This window comes from Rhizohabitans arisaemae, from assembly GCF_025996515.1.
In the GTDB taxonomy this organism is placed as follows: Bacteria; Actinomycetota; Actinomycetes; order Streptosporangiales; family Streptosporangiaceae; genus Rhizohabitans; species Rhizohabitans arisaemae.
This window is the reverse complement of the sequence record NZ_BLRH01000060.1, coordinates 371573-386836: the sequence shown is the minus strand read 5'-3', so window position 1 is coordinate 386836 and position 15264 is coordinate 371573. Positions and strand designations below refer to the sequence as shown.

Below are 15264 nucleotides of genomic sequence, written 5' to 3'. Positions count from 1 at the left end.
TCACTGGATGATGTGCGCAGCACATGCAAAGCTCGCGACGCTTGGTGGACCGTATTTCTCGTTGATCCGCTGGCATGCAGGCTTGTCCTGTTCACGGCAAATCACACATCGGTGACCCCAAATCAGCTCACAAGTGCGTCGCTTCTTCTCGGCACTGCCGCGGCCGGGGTCTTCGCCCTCGGCGGCTGGCACTGGCTGGTACTCGGCGCGGTGCTGTTCCATTTCAGCTTCGTCTTCGACTGCATGGACGGGAAGATCGCCCGGCTCAAGGGGACCGGGACGATGTTCGGCCTCTGGCTCGACTACGTGGTCGACCGGGTCCGGGTGGCGCTCTGCTCCTTCGGACTCGCCTTCGGGCAGTACCAGATGACCGGAGACGTCGCGTATCTGCTGCTCGGTGCGGGGATCACGGTTCTCGACCTCTTCCGGTACATCAACGGGATGCGGGTCTTCCGAGTCAACGAGGCGATCAAGAACAGGACCGCGGAGGCCATGGGCAAGGACCGCAGCGCCGGTCCGGTCTTCGTCACCGACATCCTGCGGGAATCACCCGAGGCCGATCCGCGCAAGATAGCCGCGGAGACCTCGATGATTGATTTGCAGCGTGGATTCCATGCGCGCTTTCCATGGTTCAACCGATTTCGTATCGCACTCGTGCGGCGCCGTGTCCGCAGCCATGTCATCAGCGGAATCGAGTTTCACATGGCGGTGTTCATCGTCGCCCCGATCCTCGGGCCGTCGGCGCTCATTCCCATCGCCGGAACCATCGGCGCGATTCTGATGACCTTTGAATTCGTCATCGTCTACCGGCTGTGGCTGGCCGCACGGGAGTGCGAGCGAGTGATCGCGAAGACGCGGTCCCGAGAGCTTTTGGCGGTACCCGAGCAGCGTGCTGCGGCGGGGGTCAGGTAGCTCGTTCCGCCGTTATTGTCACCGAAGAATCTGGGGGTTCCTCAAATGCCGTCCGACAGGCCAATCTTTGTCATCGGATGTCCACGTTCGGGCACCACGATGCTGCAGCTGATGCTGCACTCCCACCCGCGTATCGCGGTGCCGCCGGAGACGAGATTCCTCGTTCCGGCCTACTACAAGCGCCGTCAGTACGGCGACCTGCGCGTGCCGGAGAACCGCTACCGGCTCGCCAAATGGATCACCTCCGGCAAGGACACCAAGTTCCGCGAGCTCCGGCTCGACGCCGACGAGATCATCGACGAGATCATGGCCGGCCCCCCCTCGCTCGGCTCGGCCATCGGCATCGTCTTCCGCTCCTACGCGGAGCGCTTCGGCAAGCCCCGCTGGGGGGACAAGCGGCCCAGCTACTTCCACCACGTCGGCATGCTGCAGCGGCTCTTCCCCGACGCGCAGTTCGTGAACATCGTCCGGGACGGGCGGGACTGCGTCGCCTCGCTGAAGGAGATGCCCTGGTACCGCAAGAGCGTCTACCACGCGGCCGCCAACTGGGCCGAGGCCGTCGACTACGCCGAGCGGCACGCCCGTCGGCTTCCCGCGGACACCTTCTACCAGCTGCGGTACGAGAACCTCACCGCCGACCCGGAGGCAGAACTCCGCGGCCTCTGCGAGTTCCTCGGCGAGGAGTACGACCCGGTGATGTGCGAGCCGCGGCACATCGCCGGGGAGGCCGTCCCCAAGCACAAGGTGTGGCACAAGAACACCCACGGGGACGTCACCCAGGCCAGGGTCGGGAGCTGGCAGGACCGGCTGGAGCCCTGGGAGGTGGCGCTGTGCGAGGCGGTCCTCGGGGATCGGCTGCTCACCAACGGCTACCAGCTCTCCGGCGCGCCCCGGCCGGCCGCGGGACGGCTCGCCAAATACGAGAAGATCGCGGCCAAGCGCCGGTTCGGCAAGTGGAAGAAGCTCTCCCGCGACCGGATCGGCCGGCTGCGTGAGCCGAGCCCGGTCGGGGCGTTGCTCACCTCGGGTCAGCGGCTCGCCGCCGGGGTCCCGCTGGAGCCGGCGCCGCAGTACGCACAGATCGGGGCCTAACGCTCGATCTCCGCGAAAAGCAGTTCCCAGTGGTCGAGTATCCGGTCGAGCCGGAGACGCGCCACATCGGTACGGGCGGCGGCCCCGAGCCGCCGCCGCCCGGACGGGTCGGCCATGAGGCCGGCGAGGACGGCGCCGAACGCGCCGACGTCGCCCGGGGGCACCAGCACCCCGGTCACCCCGTCCCGGATCAGCGCACGGACCCCGCCGGAGACGTCGAACGCCACCGCGGGCACACCGTGCGCGGCCGCCTCCCCGAGCACCAGCGGGAACCCCTCGTGCTCGCTGGTCAGGCCGAGCAGCGAGGAGCCGAGGTACTCCCGCTCCAGCTCGGCCGCGGGGACCCGGCCGCGGAAGACGACCCGGTCGCCGACGCCGCGGGCCGCCGCGTGCGCCCGGAGCCGCCCCTTCTCCGCACCCTCCCCGATCAAATGGAGCTCCCAGCGTTCGGCGACGGTACGGGCGGCCGCGGCGAAGGCGTCGATGAGCCGGTCGAACCGTTTGACCCCCTCCAGCCTGCCGACCCCGAGCAGCCGCGGTACGGCGAGCGCGGAGACCCGCCCCGGCCAGTGCGGAAGGGGGTTGGCCAGATGGGCGGCGTTGGGCAGCAGGGCGTGGGCGGCGAAGGCGCCGGCGTCCTCCTCGCTGAGGAAGACGGCCTTGTCCAGCTCCGGGTAGTGCCTGGTGATCCCGCCGAGGTGCCAGCAGGCCCGGGCGTGCTCGAAGGACCCGTGGTACTGGCCGATCCCCCGCATCGTGGCGGGCAACAGCCCGTCCAGCCAGGCGGCGACACCCGGGGAGGTCATCACCACGTAGCCCGTCACCCCGCCGAACAGCGCCCGCAGCCGCCCGCGGGCCAGGCGCCGCTCCCACGCCCGTTCCCGGCCGAGCACGCTCCGCTGGAGCACCCGGTGGACGTAGGCCGGTTCCGCCACGTAGCCGACGGGGGCGGCGGCGCGGTGCAAGCCGATCACCGTGACCCGGTGGCCGCGCAGGCCGAGTCCGTGCGCGACCGTGTGGGTGACCCGTTGCATCCCGCCGAGGGTGTCCGCGTCCATGCAGACGAAGAAGACCGGGCGCCTCCCGGTGCGGCCCGCGGCGCCGTACACCGTCTCCTCCGCGACGTCGTCCACGATCACCGGTCGGCCACCTCGCGGAAGAACTCCTCCACCACCCGCTCGGCGGCGTGCCCGGTCTCCTCGGCACACCACACCCGGGTGAAGGCCGCGTACCGCTCGGCGTAGGCCGCCGTCACCCGATCCAGGTCCCGCAGCGCCTCGATCAGCTCCGCGGTCGTGGTGAGCGGCGGGCCCGGGGCGATCTCGTACAGGTCGTGGGTCACGCCCCGCTCACCCCGGCGGTACTCCTCCCAGTCGTCCACGAAAAAGAGCATCGGCCGCCCGGTGTTGGCGTAGTCGCACATGAGGGAGGAGTAGTCGGTGAGGAGGGCGTCGGAGGCGAGCATCAGATCGTTCACCTCGGGGTGGCCGCTCGCGTCCCGGACGAAGTGCCTGAGGTGTTCGGGCACCGTGAACCGATCGGCCGGATGGGTTCGCAGCACCAGGACCCACTCCCCGGCGAGCTCCTCGGCCATCAGGGCGAGGTCGGCGCGGACCGACCGACCGCTGTGTTTGGCGGTGTCCCGGTAGGTCGGCGCGTACAGGAGCACCCGGCGGCCGCCGTCGATCTCCAGCTCCCGGCGGGTGCGCGCCGCCCGCATCCGCTGCCGCGGCTCGGCGTGCCGCACCAGGACGTCGTTGCGCGGATAGCCGTACCGCAGGATCCGTCCCGTGTACCCGTTGGCGGGGACGAAGGTCCGTTCGAACTCGGCGCTGGGGGAGACCAGCGCGTCCCACCGCCCGACCCCGTGCCGCCACAGCCGGCGCGGCGCGGCGAAGTCCGACCGCAGGTCGGGCGCGTCGAAGCCGATGGTCTTGATGCCCTGGCCGTGCCAGGTCTGCAGATAGCGGGTACGGCGCGGCTTGGGGAAGCGCAGCGGCAGGTTGTGGCTGTCCACCCAGTAGCCGGCCCGGGCCATGGTCCAGACGTATCGCCAGCTCATCCGACGTACCAGGCACGCGTCGGCGGGGAAGTGCGCCCGGGGTCCGGCCACCGACCAGACGACCCGGAGCGGGAGCCGCCGGCGCCGGATCTCCTCGTAGAGGTAGCGGGGGTTACAGGTGTACCCCTTGCCGACGGTGGACTCAAAGAGCGCGAGATCCCGCCGGGGCGGCAGCACCGCGATCAGCGCCCGGTAGACGGTGAGCTTGACGTCCTCCCGGCCGAGGCGGCCGATCAGCGCCCGTACCGCCCTGGCCACCGTGGGCAGGCACCGCCGTACCCCGCGGCGCTCCCAGGTGAGCCGGAGAAACGCGGCGGTGCCCATCGGGTGCGCCGTCACGGTCTGGCCGGGTGCCCGTACGGTGACCGGTTCGGTCCGCGGGTCGATCAGGACCCGGTCCCGCGTGGTCCGTCCGGCGACCGTGAACGCCACCACGGGGTCGTGGCCACCGCGTACGCCCAAGATCTCCCTGGGGAGCCGGGCGAAGTCGATCACAATGGGGGAGAGGAGGGTGCCGTCGGCCTGCCGCACCGGATTGATCCCGATTTTTCGGGATTTGCCGCGGAGGTGGAGCTCCGCGGTGAACTCCACGTCGTCCAGCACGCCGTACGGATCATAGGTCCGGAGCGTCAAAGTGAGGGCCGGCCCGGACCGGGTGAGCCCCGACGCCTCGTGCCGCAGCCGGGACGAGCCGAACGGCAGCTCCGCCTGATGCAGCGCGGTGAGATCCAGGTTGGCGCGGGCGGTCCCCTCGTCCGGGACCGGACTCCCCCAGTAGACCCGCCCGCCGGCCCGGGTCACCCGCCGCGGCGGGGCGTGCGGCGGGCCGAGCGAGCGCGCCGCGACCACCAGGTCGTCCAGCCGCCCGTCCCGCAGCAGCTGACAGCAGACCCGGATCGTCGGATCCACCCGCCCCGCGGCCCCCGGCTCCATCTCCGCCAGGTACGGCCGGAGCGCGGCGGCGAACTCGGACAGCCAGGCCGGGTCGGCCGTGGGCACCGCCCCCGCCAGATAGACCCGCAGATCCTGGCGGAGAAAGCGGTACTGCCGCTCGGCCACCAGGTCGGCGAAGCCGCTCCGGCGCAGGTACTCGTCGCTCAGCCCTGCGGCGTGCACCCGGTTCCGCACGTTGGCGATCTCCTCGATGCCGAGCGAGATCGAGGTCCGGTGATCGCCGTGCTCGTCGGCCCGGTGCCAGTGGTAGACGGTCCACGGCACCACCGCGAAGCCGCGGGCCCGGCAGAAGGCGGCGGTGGAGAAGACGTGATCCTCGTAGAGGATGTCCTCCCGGAACCGGATCCCGTGCCCGGTGAGGAAATCCCGGCGATACAGCTTGTTCGTGGAGAATCCATCCAGGAACATCTCCGGGTCGTCCCGGATGCCCGCGACCACCCGGCGCCGGGCGTACAGGTGCGGGAAATATCGCTGGGTCTTCCCGGTCCGCTCGAACACCCGGGCGAGCTGGCCGGTGACGAAGTCGGTCCCGGTCCGTTCCAGCTCCAGCAGCAGGCTCTTGCAAGCGTGCCGGGGAAGCCGGTCGTCGGAGTCGAGGAACATGACGTGCGGGGCCCGCGCGGCGTCCAGCCCGTCGTTGCGCGGAGCGCCGCAGCCGCCGCTGTTGCCGTCCCGCCGCAGGTAGCGGACTCGGGGATCGGCGGCCGTCAGCTCGGCGGCGACGCGGGCGGTCTCGTCGGTGGACCCGTCGTCGACCACGACCACCTCAAGGCCGCGCAGCGTCTGGTCGAGTACGGAGTGCACGGCCCGGGGCAGCCGCAGCGCGTCGTTGTAGGCGATGACGACGACGCTGCACTCAGGCCGGATCGCCATGCGGTCCTCCCCCCGAGCCGCGGCATGGCACTGTCGGGGTTCTTCCCACAAAAACCGCCCAGATGCCCTTCAATCATCTCTTGAGCGGATTTTGGCCACTAGCTGGCCGACACCAAGATCCAGTACGGCTGAGCGGCGGCGCAGGATGCCCGGTTCCCGGGATAACGCGGCAGCGGAAACGCCGCTTAGGCGATGCCCAGCCTTTCCTGCCGCAGACGTTCGAAGAGGTCTGGATGTGTACGTTGAAGTAGAGCGGATAATACCTGCCGCTCCAATTCAGGAACGTTCACCCGTGCGGCACTGTGCACGATTCGATCGATATCGAAGTATCGGTGAACGACGTTGTTGCGCAGTCCCCGAATCAACCTCCACGGGATTTCCGGGGTAGATGCTTTGGTCTCATCCGAGATCCCGCCGACCGCTTCCCCGATGATGGAGATCTGCCAGATGACCCATCGCGGCGCATCTCATCCTTTGCCCACATCTCCGGAGTGACATCTTCCAGGTACGAAGCGATCTTCCTGGCAGCCTCCACGATGTCGACCAAGTAGAGCGCTTCACGCTGCATAGAGCACCTGGGCGTCGTCGAGGACCTCATCGCGGATGACCCAGTGGAGACCCTCTTTGGACACCACGTCGACCTTTCGGCCGAACAGGTCTTCCAGTTCCTCGTGGAACCCGAAGAACTCGATGCCGATGTCGCTGTTCGGTTTCAGCACGTAGAGGAAGTCGATGTCGCTCCCGGCTTCGTCCTCACCACGAGCGACCGAGCCGAAGACAGCCAGTTCGATGACTCCGTACTTCTTGCACAGCTCGACCAATCGTGGATGGACCGTCCTGAAGTCGACGCTCATGACACCTCCCAAGCTCACACTGCCATCTCAGCCCCACACCGCACGGTGCCTTTACGTCGAGATGAGCTCGGTCGGCTCAAAATGCAGGAGGGCCTCAGGTCTTGGGGCGGCGGGCGCGGCGGACCAGCCAGATCACCAGAAGCAGGGCGGCGAGCAGGCCTGCGGCGGGGGCGAGGCGCTTGAGGATCGGTACGCCGGCGACGTCGAGGAGGTCGAGGGCCTCGTCCTCCGCGGAGCGGGTCGTGCCGGTGGCGGCGAGGCGGCGGTCGGCGAGCGGGGTGACCGGAGCGGCCGAGGCGGCGGTCGGGGTGGGTACGGCGCTGAGCCGCCGGGCGCCGTTGGGACGTTCGTGGTCCCCGGCGGGGTCCTCCACCACGTACGCCAGGTGCGACTCGTCGTCCTCGGCGGCGGTGTCCCGGATCCGCTCGGGCTCGGCGTGGCCGGGGAGCGGGATCACCGGGGCGATGCTCTCGACGGTCGCGGGCACGGGCGCGGTCTCCGGCGCGGCCGCGGTCTCCGGCTGCTCGGGTTCGACGAGCCGTTGGGCGAGGTTGGCGGCGAAGCGGTCGATGAGCCGGCCGCCGACCTCGGCCAGCACGCCCCGGCCGACCTGGGCCGGGCGCCCGGTCACGGTGAACGAGGTCACCACGGTGACCCGGGTGGTCTCCCCGTCGGGGTGGAGCCGGGCGCGGACGGTCGCCGAGGCGGTCCCGGTGCCCCGCGCCTCCTTGCCGGCGCCTTTGATGGTGAGGCTGTGCTCCTCTTCGTCGATGTCGGCGAAGGTCGCGTCTCCCCGGTAGGTCACGGTGATCGGGCCGACCTTGACCTTCATCCGCCCGGTGAACTCGTTTCCGTCGATCCGGTCCAGGGTCGCGCCGGGCAGGCACGGGACGACGCGTTCCACGTCGAGCAGGACCGCCCAGGCCTGTTCCACCGGCACGGGGACCGTGAACTCATGCTCGAGCTGCATCGCCATGCTGACTCCCTCGCATCACCTCCTTCCACAGTAGCCCCGATCATGCGCACCGGCCACCGGAGGCCGTGATCAGCCGGACGTCGCCGCGATCACCGCCCGCCTGGTGAGCACCTTGGCCAGATGCCGCCGGTAGTCGGCTCCGGCATCGGCGTCAGACGGGGGATTCGTCCCCTCGTCCGCGCGGAGCGCCGCCTCCCGCACCCCGGCGCCGGAGCCGTTGAGGGGGACCCCGGCCAGGGCGGATTCGACGGCGTGCGCCCGTACCGGCGTCGCGCCCATGTTCGTGAGGGCGATCCGCGCCTCGACGACGGCGCCGCCGGAGTGCCGTACGGCCGCGGCGACGCCGACGATCGCCCACGCCTGCGCGGTCCGGTGGAACTTCTCGTAGTGGCATCCCCAATCCGGGCCGAGCTTGGGCACGCTCACCCCGGTCAGGATCTCGTCGGGCTCCAGCGCGGTGGTCAGGTAGTCGGCGAAGAAGTCCGCCGCGGGCACCGTCCGCTCGCCCGCGGCCGAAGCGAGCCGGAACTCCGCGTCCAGCGCGAGCGCGACCGAGGGCAGGTCCCCGGCGGGGTCGGCGTGGGACAGGGAGCCGCCGAAGGTGCCGCGGTGCCGGATCGCCGGGTCGGCCACCGTGGCGGTCGCCCGCGCCAGCAACGGGCAGTGCTCGTTCACCAGCGGTGAGTTCACCACCTCGTCGTGGGTGGTCATGGCGCCGATGTGCAGCCGGTCGCCGCGGTCCTCGATCCCGCGGAGCTCGGCGACCCGGCCCAGGTCGACCAGGACCGACGGGTAGGCCAGCCGGAGGCGCAGCAGCGGGAGGAGGGACTGCCCGCCCGCCAGCACCTTGGCGTCCTCGCCCGCTTCGGCGAGCGCGGCGGCCGCCTCGCCGAGGGTGGACGGCCGGACGTAGTCGAAGGTCGCGGGGATCATCGGCTTTCCTCCAAAGCTCGCCAGACGCGCTCCGGTGTGCAGGGCATGCGCACGTCGTGGACGCCGTACGGCCGGAGGGCGTCCACGATCGCGTTGACCACCGCCGGGGTCGAGGCGATCGTGCCCGCCTCGCCGACCCCTTTGACCCCCAGCGGGTTGGAGGTGGCCGGGGTTTGCGTCCGTTCGGTGACGAAGTCCGGCAGGTCGGCGGCGGACGGGATGAGGTAGTCGGCGAGGGTGGAGGTGAGCAGGTTGCCCTCCTCGTCGTACCGGGCCTCCTCGAAGAGGGCCTGGCCGATGCCCTGGGCGATGCCGCCGTGCACCTGCCCCTCCACGATCAGCGGGTTGACCACGTTGCCCACGTCGTCGACGGCGACGTAGGACCTGATCCTGCTCATCCCGGTCTCGGTGTCGACCTCGACGGCGCACAGGTGGGTGCCGTGCGGGAAGGAGAAGTTCTCCGGGTCGAAGGTGGCGTCGGCGTCGAGCCGGGGTTCGAAGCCGTCCGGCAGGTTGTGCGCCGTGAACACGGCGAGCGCGATCTCCTGGATGGAGCGGACGGCGTCCGTCCCCCGCACCCGGAAGAGGCCGTTCTCGAAGTCGACGTCGCCGGGGTCGGCCTCCAGCAGGTGGGCGGCGACGGATTTGGCCTTCTCCCTGACCCGCCCGCAGGCTTGCAGCAGGGCTATGCCGCCCACGGTCAGGGAGCGCGAGCCGTAGGTGTCCAGGCCCCGGGGTGAGATCGCGGTGTCCCCGTGCAGGACCGTGACGTCCTCGAACGGCACGCCGAGGGTGTCGGCGACGATCTGGCTCCACGCCGTCTCGTGGCCCTGTCCGTGCGGGGAGGAGCCGGTGACCACCTCGACCTTGCCGGTGGGGAGCATCCGGACCGAGGCGTGCTCCCAGCCGCCGGCGCCGTAGGCGAGCGAGCCGAGCACCCGCGACGGGGCCAGTCCGCACATTTCGGTGTACGTCGAGATGCCGATGCCGAGCTGGACCGGGTCCCGGCGCGCCCGCCGCTCGGCCTGCTCCGCCCGGAGCGCGGCGTACCCCAGCAGCTCCGTCGCCCGATCCGTGGCCGCGCCGTAGTCACCGGAGTCGTAGACCAGACCCGCGACCGAGGTGTACGGGAACTCCTCCCGCTCGATCCAGTTCCGCCGCCGCACCTCCAGCGGGTCGATCCCCAGTTCGTGCGCGAGCTCGTCCATCACCCGCTCGATCGCGAACGTGGCCTCCGGCCGCCCCGCGCCCCGGTAGGCGTCCGTCGGCATCTTCGTGGTGAACACGCCGGTGCAGCGGAAGTCGTAGGCGGCCATCTTGTAGATGCCCGGGAACATGAACGCGCCCAGCAGCGGGACGCCCGGCGTCACCAGCATGAGATAGGCGCCCATGTCCGCCAGCAGGTCCACCTTCAGCCCGCGGATCCGGCCGTCCGACTCGGCCGCCAGCGAGATCCGCTGCAGCTGGTCCCGGCCGTGGTGCACCGTGAGGTTCCCCTCGGACCGGCTCTCGGTCCACTTCACCGGCCGGTTCAGCCGCTTGGCGAGCAGGAGGCAGACCACCTCCTCGGCGGTCACCTGCAGCTTGGACCCGAAACCGCCGCCCACGTCCGGCGCGATCACCCGCAGCCGGTGCTCGGGGATTCCGGTGGTGAGCGCCAGCATCACCCGGAGGATGTGCGGGATCTGCGTCGCCGAGTGGAGCGTGTAGTCCTCGCCCAGCCGGTCGCAGACCACCGCCCGAGGCTCCATCGCCGAGGGGATCAGGCGCTGCTGCACATAGGTCCGCTCGATCAGCACCGGGGCGCCCGCGAAGGCCGCGTCCACCTCCCCCTGGGAGAAGACCCAGGTGAAGGCCTTGTTGGACTGGCCCGCGCGCACACCCGGGCTGCCGGGCGCGAGCGCCGCCTCCATGTCCAGCACCGGGTCCAGGGGCTCGTAGTCGACCTCGATCGCCTCCAGGGCGTCGGCGGCCCGGTACCGGTCCGTCGCGACCACGCAGGCGACGGCCTCGCCCACGTAGCGGACCTCCTCGACCGCGACCGGCGGATGCGCGGGGATGACCACGTCCTCGCTCACCGGCCAGGCGCACGGCAGGCTCCCCTGCTCCGGCCCCAGATCCGCGCCGGTGAACGCGGCCACCACCCCGGGCAGCTCCCGGGCGGCCGAGACGTCCACCCGCAGGATCCGCGCGTGGGCCATCGGGCTGCGCAGGAACGCGACGTGCAGCATGCCGGGGAGCTGGATGTTGTCGGTCCACCTGGTCCGGCCGGTGACCAGCCGGGCGTCCTCCCGGCGGCGTCGCGCCTTGCCGATCTCCGGTGCGGGGCGTTCGATCAGCTCGGTCACGCGCCGCTCACCTCCCGCGACTCGGCGGCGGCACGCCGTACCGCCCGGACGATGTTGGCGTACCCGGTGCACCGGCAGAGGTTGCCCTCCAGGCCCTCGCGGATCTCGGTGTCGTCGGGGTCCGGGTTCACCTGGAGCAGGTCGAGCGAAGCCATGATCATGCCCGGTGTGCAGTAGCCGCACTGCAGGGCGTGCTCCTCGTGGAACGCGCGCTGGAGCGGATGCCACTCGTCGCCCGAAGCCAGCCCCTCGACGGTGAGGATCTCGCTGCCGTCGGCCTGGACCGCCAGTACCGAGCAGCTTTTGGCGCTCCTGCCGTCCAGCATCACCGTGCAGGCGCCGCAGTTGCCGGTGTCGCAGCCGATCGGGGTGCCGGTCTTGCCGAGCCGGTCGCGGAGCAGGTGGACGAGGAGGAGGCGCGGTTCGACCTCTTCCTCGTATCGGACACCGTCCACGGTGACGGTGACGGTCATCTTGCGCTGGGCCATACGTCCTCCTTGGGTGGGTCGTGTTACCTGGACGCGGCACCCAAGGCGGATCCCGCCCGCGCCGGAGGAGGCGCCCGGTGAGCGGACCCCGGCGCGGGCGGACGGACGGACGACACTGCGACTGTGGCATGGCGGGCACACCGAAGTTGACCGAGAGCTACCTAAGCAACGTATGCCGGTGAGCATCCTTCGCCTAGACCGACATGCCGCCCTGCTCCGGATCGGTATCGGGCCCGCCGATGGGTCGGGCCCTACCTCTTGCGGCCGTAGCGGGTGAGGATGCCGATGAATCCGGCGAAGCCCAGGCAGACCACGAAGACCGGGAGGACCTTGAAGGGGTCCGGCTCGGGGCCGAGGAGGTAGCGCAGGCCGACGGCGATGAGGAGCAGGCCGGCCAGGAGCGCGAACCAGTCGGTTCTACGCCGCGGCACGGCGGACCTCCAGGTCGCCGATGCCCGCGTTGAGGTGCAGCTCGATCACCGGCGCGTTCGGGCCCTCCGCCTCGATCACCCGGTTGAGGCGGACGTCCGCCCCGCTGCGCAGCGTGCTGTCCACGGCGATCTCCCCGAACCTGGACCGGCCGTGCACCTCCACCCGGGCCGTGCGCGGCACGGTCACGACGATCTCGCCGAAGGTGATGGAGGTGCGGACGGTGGTGCGGGCGCCGGGGGTGAGCTTGAGGGAGCTCAGGTCGAGGTGGGCCTCGCCGATGCCGACCCGGTAGTCGTCACTGATCTGCACGGTGTCGACGGGCTGCCAGTCAAAGGATCCGAAGAGTCGCTTCATGGGGATTCCGCTCAGGGTCGGCCCTGCGATGAGGGTCAGGGAGATCAGTGTGCCCACGGCGATGAGGCCGCCGCGCCCGCCGGTCCGGGAGGTGAGGAGGAGGCCGGCGCCGATGATCAACAACATCGTCGCGACGGCCGGTGTGACGTCCGGCTCCCCGGTCTCCTGCCGGATCCCGAAGACGACCCCGCCGGCGATCAGGGCGAGGGCTAAGACGAGCACTCCGAGGAAGCGGCGCCGCCGGGGTGGCTTGGCCGGGGGCTCCTCGGCCGGCGTGCCGATCGGCGGCGCGTCGCCGCCGTCGTCGCCGGGCCCGGTGGGGTCGGCGCCTTGGTGCGGGAACGTCCCCGGGTGATCGGTGGTTTCGGGACGGTGTCCGTACGGCCCGCGGGGCGTGGACGCGTGGCCCGCGTGGTGGCCGGGGCCCGTGGGGCCGCGCCCGTACGGCCCGTGCGGCGCGAACGGCGCGCCCAGGTCGATCCGGACCGCGGTGGGGGACGGCGGCTTGATCGGGGGGACGGGGGGGACCCGGCTCCCGCCGATCCGTTCCGGGAGCGATCGGGCCAGGGCGACCAGGTCGACACCCCGGCCGTGTGCGGTGAGCAGGGCGATCGCCAGGATGACGGAGATGCCGAGGGTGCCGGGACGGAAGCCCCCGGTGGCCACGCCGACCGCGAGGGCGAAGGCCACGGCGCCGGTCAGCACCGCGAGCACCGTCTCGGCGTCGAAACGGCGGGAGGTCCAGTGCTCCACCCGGGACGGCTGGCCGGTCGGGTCGCGCAGGAGCAGCCAGGCGGCCACGTACAGCAGGACGCCGATCGGGGAGCCCAAGATGATCACGGTGAATCCGACGCGGAAGAGCACCGGGTCGACCCCGGTGTGCCGGCCGAGCCCGCCGCAGACCCCGGTGAGGATGCGGCTCTCGCCGGAACGGCACAACCCGCCGTCCCGCTCGGGGGCGGTCGCCACAGGGGTGCCGCGGTGCTCCGGCGTCTCGTCCATGTCCGTATCATCGCGGATTTCCCCTGGTCCGGCCTATCGGGGAGTCCCCTGAGTCAACCCGGAGACCTAGGGGTCGGGTGGGGGAGAGCCCTGATGCGCCCGGCCGCCGATCCATGTGACGCTTCTCCGTGAGGGAGGTAGCGTGCAGCTGAGACAGATGGAACCCACGACGAGCGCCCCCGCCGCACGCCTGACCCGGCCGTTGGAAGGCCGGCTTGTCATGGGCGTGTGCCAGGGCGTGGCCCGCCATCTCGGGCAGGAGCCGGTGGTGCTCCGACTCGCCTTCCTGCTGCTGACGTTCGCCCACGGGCTTGGGTTGATCATCTACGCGGTGCTGTGGGTGTTCGTCCCGCAGGAGGAGAGCGAAGGGGGTCGGCGCCCGGTCCGGGACACCGCTCAGCTCATCGCCTACACGGCCCTCGGGCTCGGCCTCTTCACCGTGACGGTGCTGTTCGGCGGGCTGGAGACCCGCGACACGACGTGGCCGCTCGCGCTCGGCGGACTCGGCGCCCTCATCCTGTGGCAGCAGGCCGACCCCGGCCGGCGGCAGGGCTGGGCGTCCCAGGTCCGGCAGGGCTGGATCCGGATGCTGCTCGGCCTCGCCCTGGTGGTGACCGGGGGGATCGGGGTCCTGGTGGCGGAGGGCGACCTCAAGCAGGCGAGCTCGGGGATCCTGTTCACCCTCGTGGTCCTGGGCGGGGTGTCGGTCATCGTCGCCCCCTGGCTCGTCGGCCTCGTCCGGGAACTGCGCAGGGAACGGCGGGAGCGGATCCGCCAGGAGGAGCGCGCCGAGGTCGCCGCGCACGTCCACGACTCGGTGCTGCACACCCTCACGCTGATCCAGCTCAACGCGGACAACTCCCGCGAGGTGGCCCGGCTGGCCCGCGCGCAGGAGCGGGAGCTGCGGAACTGGCTCTACCAGCCGAAGGGGGACGCCGACGCGACGCTGGCGGCGGCGGTACGGCGGCACGCGGCGGAGGTCGAGGACGACCACGGGGTGCCGATCGAGGTGGTCTGCGTCGGGGACCGGGAACTGGACGACCGGTTGCAGGCGATGCTCCAGGCGATGCGCGAAGCCGCGGTCAATGCCGCCAAACACGCGGAAACCCACGTAATCTCTGTGTACGCGGAGGTCGAGCCGGAGCAGGTCATGATCTTCGTGCGGGACCGAGGAAAAGGTTTTGAGATGACGGGAGTGCCGGGAGACAGGATGGGCGTGCGACAGTCGATCATCGGCAGGATGGAGCGGCACGGCGGGACCGCCCGGGTCCGGACCGCGCCCGGCGAAGGCACCGAGGTCATGCTCACCATGGGGCTGACATGAGCAGGGTACGCGTCGTGATCGTCGACGACCATCGGCTCTTCCGCTCCGGGGTCCGCACCGAACTCGGCGACGCCGTCGAGGTGGTCGGCGAGGCCGAGGACGTCGACTCCGCGATCTCGGCGATCTCCTCGCTCAAGCCCGACGTCGTCCTGCTCGACGTGCACATGCCCGGCGGAGGCGGCCAGGAGGTGCTCCGCCGCGTGCTCGGCTCCGGCTCGACGGTGCGTTTCCTCGCCCTCTCCGTCTCCGACGCGGCCGAGGACGTGATCGGCGTGATCCGCGGCGGCGCCCGGGGCTACGTCACCAAGACGATCTCCGGCACCGAGCTGACCGACGCCGTCGTCCGGGTCGCCGACGGGGACGCCGTGTTCTCCCCCCGGCTCGCCGGGTTCGTGCTCGACGCGTTCGCCTCCAGCGAGGCGCCGCCCATCGACCCCGAACTCGACTCGCTCACCCAGCGGGAACGCGAGGTACTCCGGCTCATCGCCCGGGGCTACGCCTACAAGGAGATCGCCCGGGAGCTGTACATCTCGGTGAAAACCGTCGAGACGCACGTCTCCTCGGTGCTCCGCAAACTCCAGCTCTCCAACCGGCACGAACTCTCCCGCTGGGCGAACGCCCGCCGTCTCGTCTGACGGTTCCCGGGACCGTCGACAAGAA

At 70.9% G+C, this 15264-nt stretch carries 14 protein-coding genes; 4 read left to right on the top strand and 10 right to left on the bottom strand.

The window, feature by feature from the left end:
* Window positions 1-111: 111 nt before the first annotated feature.
* Window positions 112-912, top strand: a complete 801-nt coding sequence (locus RUR_RS30205; protein WP_283138618.1) for a CDP-alcohol phosphatidyltransferase family protein — start codon at window positions 112-114, stop codon at window positions 910-912.
* Window positions 913-1023: 111 nt separating this feature from the next.
* Window positions 1024-2004 carry a sulfotransferase family protein gene (locus tag RUR_RS30200; protein WP_428847035.1) on the top strand — a complete coding sequence of 327 codons (981 nt, stop codon included), beginning with the start codon at window positions 1024-1026 and terminating at the stop codon, window positions 2002-2004.
* Here RUR_RS30200 and RUR_RS30195 read toward each other — a convergent pair.
* The 10 genes from RUR_RS30195 to RUR_RS30155 form a co-directional block, all read right to left on the bottom strand.
* A complete protein-coding gene (locus RUR_RS30195) occupies window positions 2001-3143 on the bottom strand; it encodes a glycosyltransferase (RefSeq protein ID WP_283138616.1) in 1143 nt (380 codons plus the stop codon). The two genes, RUR_RS30200 and RUR_RS30195, sit on opposite strands and share 4 nt — an antisense overlap.
* The gene (locus RUR_RS30190; RefSeq protein ID WP_283138615.1) at window positions 3140-5893 is read right to left on the bottom strand and encodes a bifunctional glycosyltransferase/CDP-glycerol:glycerophosphate glycerophosphotransferase; all 2754 of its coding nucleotides are present in this window, start codon (window positions 5891-5893) and stop codon (window positions 3140-3142) included. The genes RUR_RS30195 and RUR_RS30190 overlap by 4 nt, the downstream gene beginning before the upstream one ends.
* A 185-nt stretch (window positions 5894-6078) precedes the next feature.
* On the bottom strand, window positions 6079-6342 hold the full coding sequence (locus RUR_RS36880; protein ID WP_428847051.1) for a HepT-like ribonuclease domain-containing protein: 264 nt from the start codon (window positions 6340-6342) through the stop codon (window positions 6079-6081).
* Window positions 6343-6450: 108 nt separating this feature from the next.
* Entirely contained in the window at window positions 6451-6747 is a 297-nt protein-coding gene (locus RUR_RS30185; RefSeq protein ID WP_283138614.1) for a nucleotidyltransferase family protein, read from the bottom strand.
* Between the two features lie 94 nt (window positions 6748-6841).
* Window positions 6842-7723, bottom strand: a complete 882-nt coding sequence (locus RUR_RS30180; protein ID WP_283138613.1) for an SRPBCC family protein — start codon at window positions 7721-7723, stop codon at window positions 6842-6844.
* Between the two features lie 69 nt (window positions 7724-7792).
* Window positions 7793-8656 carry an FAD binding domain-containing protein gene (locus RUR_RS30175; RefSeq protein WP_283138612.1) on the bottom strand — a complete coding sequence of 288 codons (864 nt, stop codon included), beginning with the start codon at window positions 8654-8656 and terminating at the stop codon, window positions 7793-7795.
* Window positions 8653-11004 carry a xanthine dehydrogenase family protein molybdopterin-binding subunit gene (locus RUR_RS30170; protein ID WP_283138611.1) on the bottom strand — a complete coding sequence of 784 codons (2352 nt, stop codon included), beginning with the start codon at window positions 11002-11004 and terminating at the stop codon, window positions 8653-8655. Before RUR_RS30170 ends, RUR_RS30175 begins: the two co-directional genes overlap by 4 nt.
* Window positions 11001-11492 (bottom strand): (2Fe-2S)-binding protein, encoded by a 492-nt coding sequence (locus tag RUR_RS30165; protein ID WP_283138610.1) that lies wholly within the window; start codon window positions 11490-11492, stop codon window positions 11001-11003. The genes RUR_RS30170 and RUR_RS30165 overlap by 4 nt, the downstream gene beginning before the upstream one ends.
* A 251-nt stretch (window positions 11493-11743) precedes the next feature.
* Window positions 11744-11923, bottom strand: a complete 180-nt coding sequence (locus tag RUR_RS30160) for a hypothetical protein (RefSeq protein ID WP_283138609.1) — start codon at window positions 11921-11923, stop codon at window positions 11744-11746.
* Window positions 11910-13280: a PspC domain-containing protein gene (locus RUR_RS30155; RefSeq protein WP_283138608.1), complete on the bottom strand. Its 1371-nt coding sequence runs from the start codon at window positions 13278-13280 to the stop codon at window positions 11910-11912. Before RUR_RS30155 ends, RUR_RS30160 begins: the two co-directional genes overlap by 14 nt.
* 142 nt (window positions 13281-13422) lie before the next feature.
* Between RUR_RS30155 and RUR_RS30150 the strand changes: the two genes are divergently transcribed.
* Window positions 13423-14604 carry an ATP-binding protein gene (locus tag RUR_RS30150; protein ID WP_346349079.1) on the top strand — a complete coding sequence of 394 codons (1182 nt, stop codon included), beginning with the start codon at window positions 13423-13425 and terminating at the stop codon, window positions 14602-14604.
* On the top strand, window positions 14601-15239 hold the full coding sequence (locus RUR_RS30145; RefSeq protein WP_283138607.1) for a response regulator: 639 nt from the start codon (window positions 14601-14603) through the stop codon (window positions 15237-15239). Before RUR_RS30150 ends, RUR_RS30145 begins: the two co-directional genes overlap by 4 nt.
* Window positions 15240-15264 lie beyond the last annotated feature (25 nt).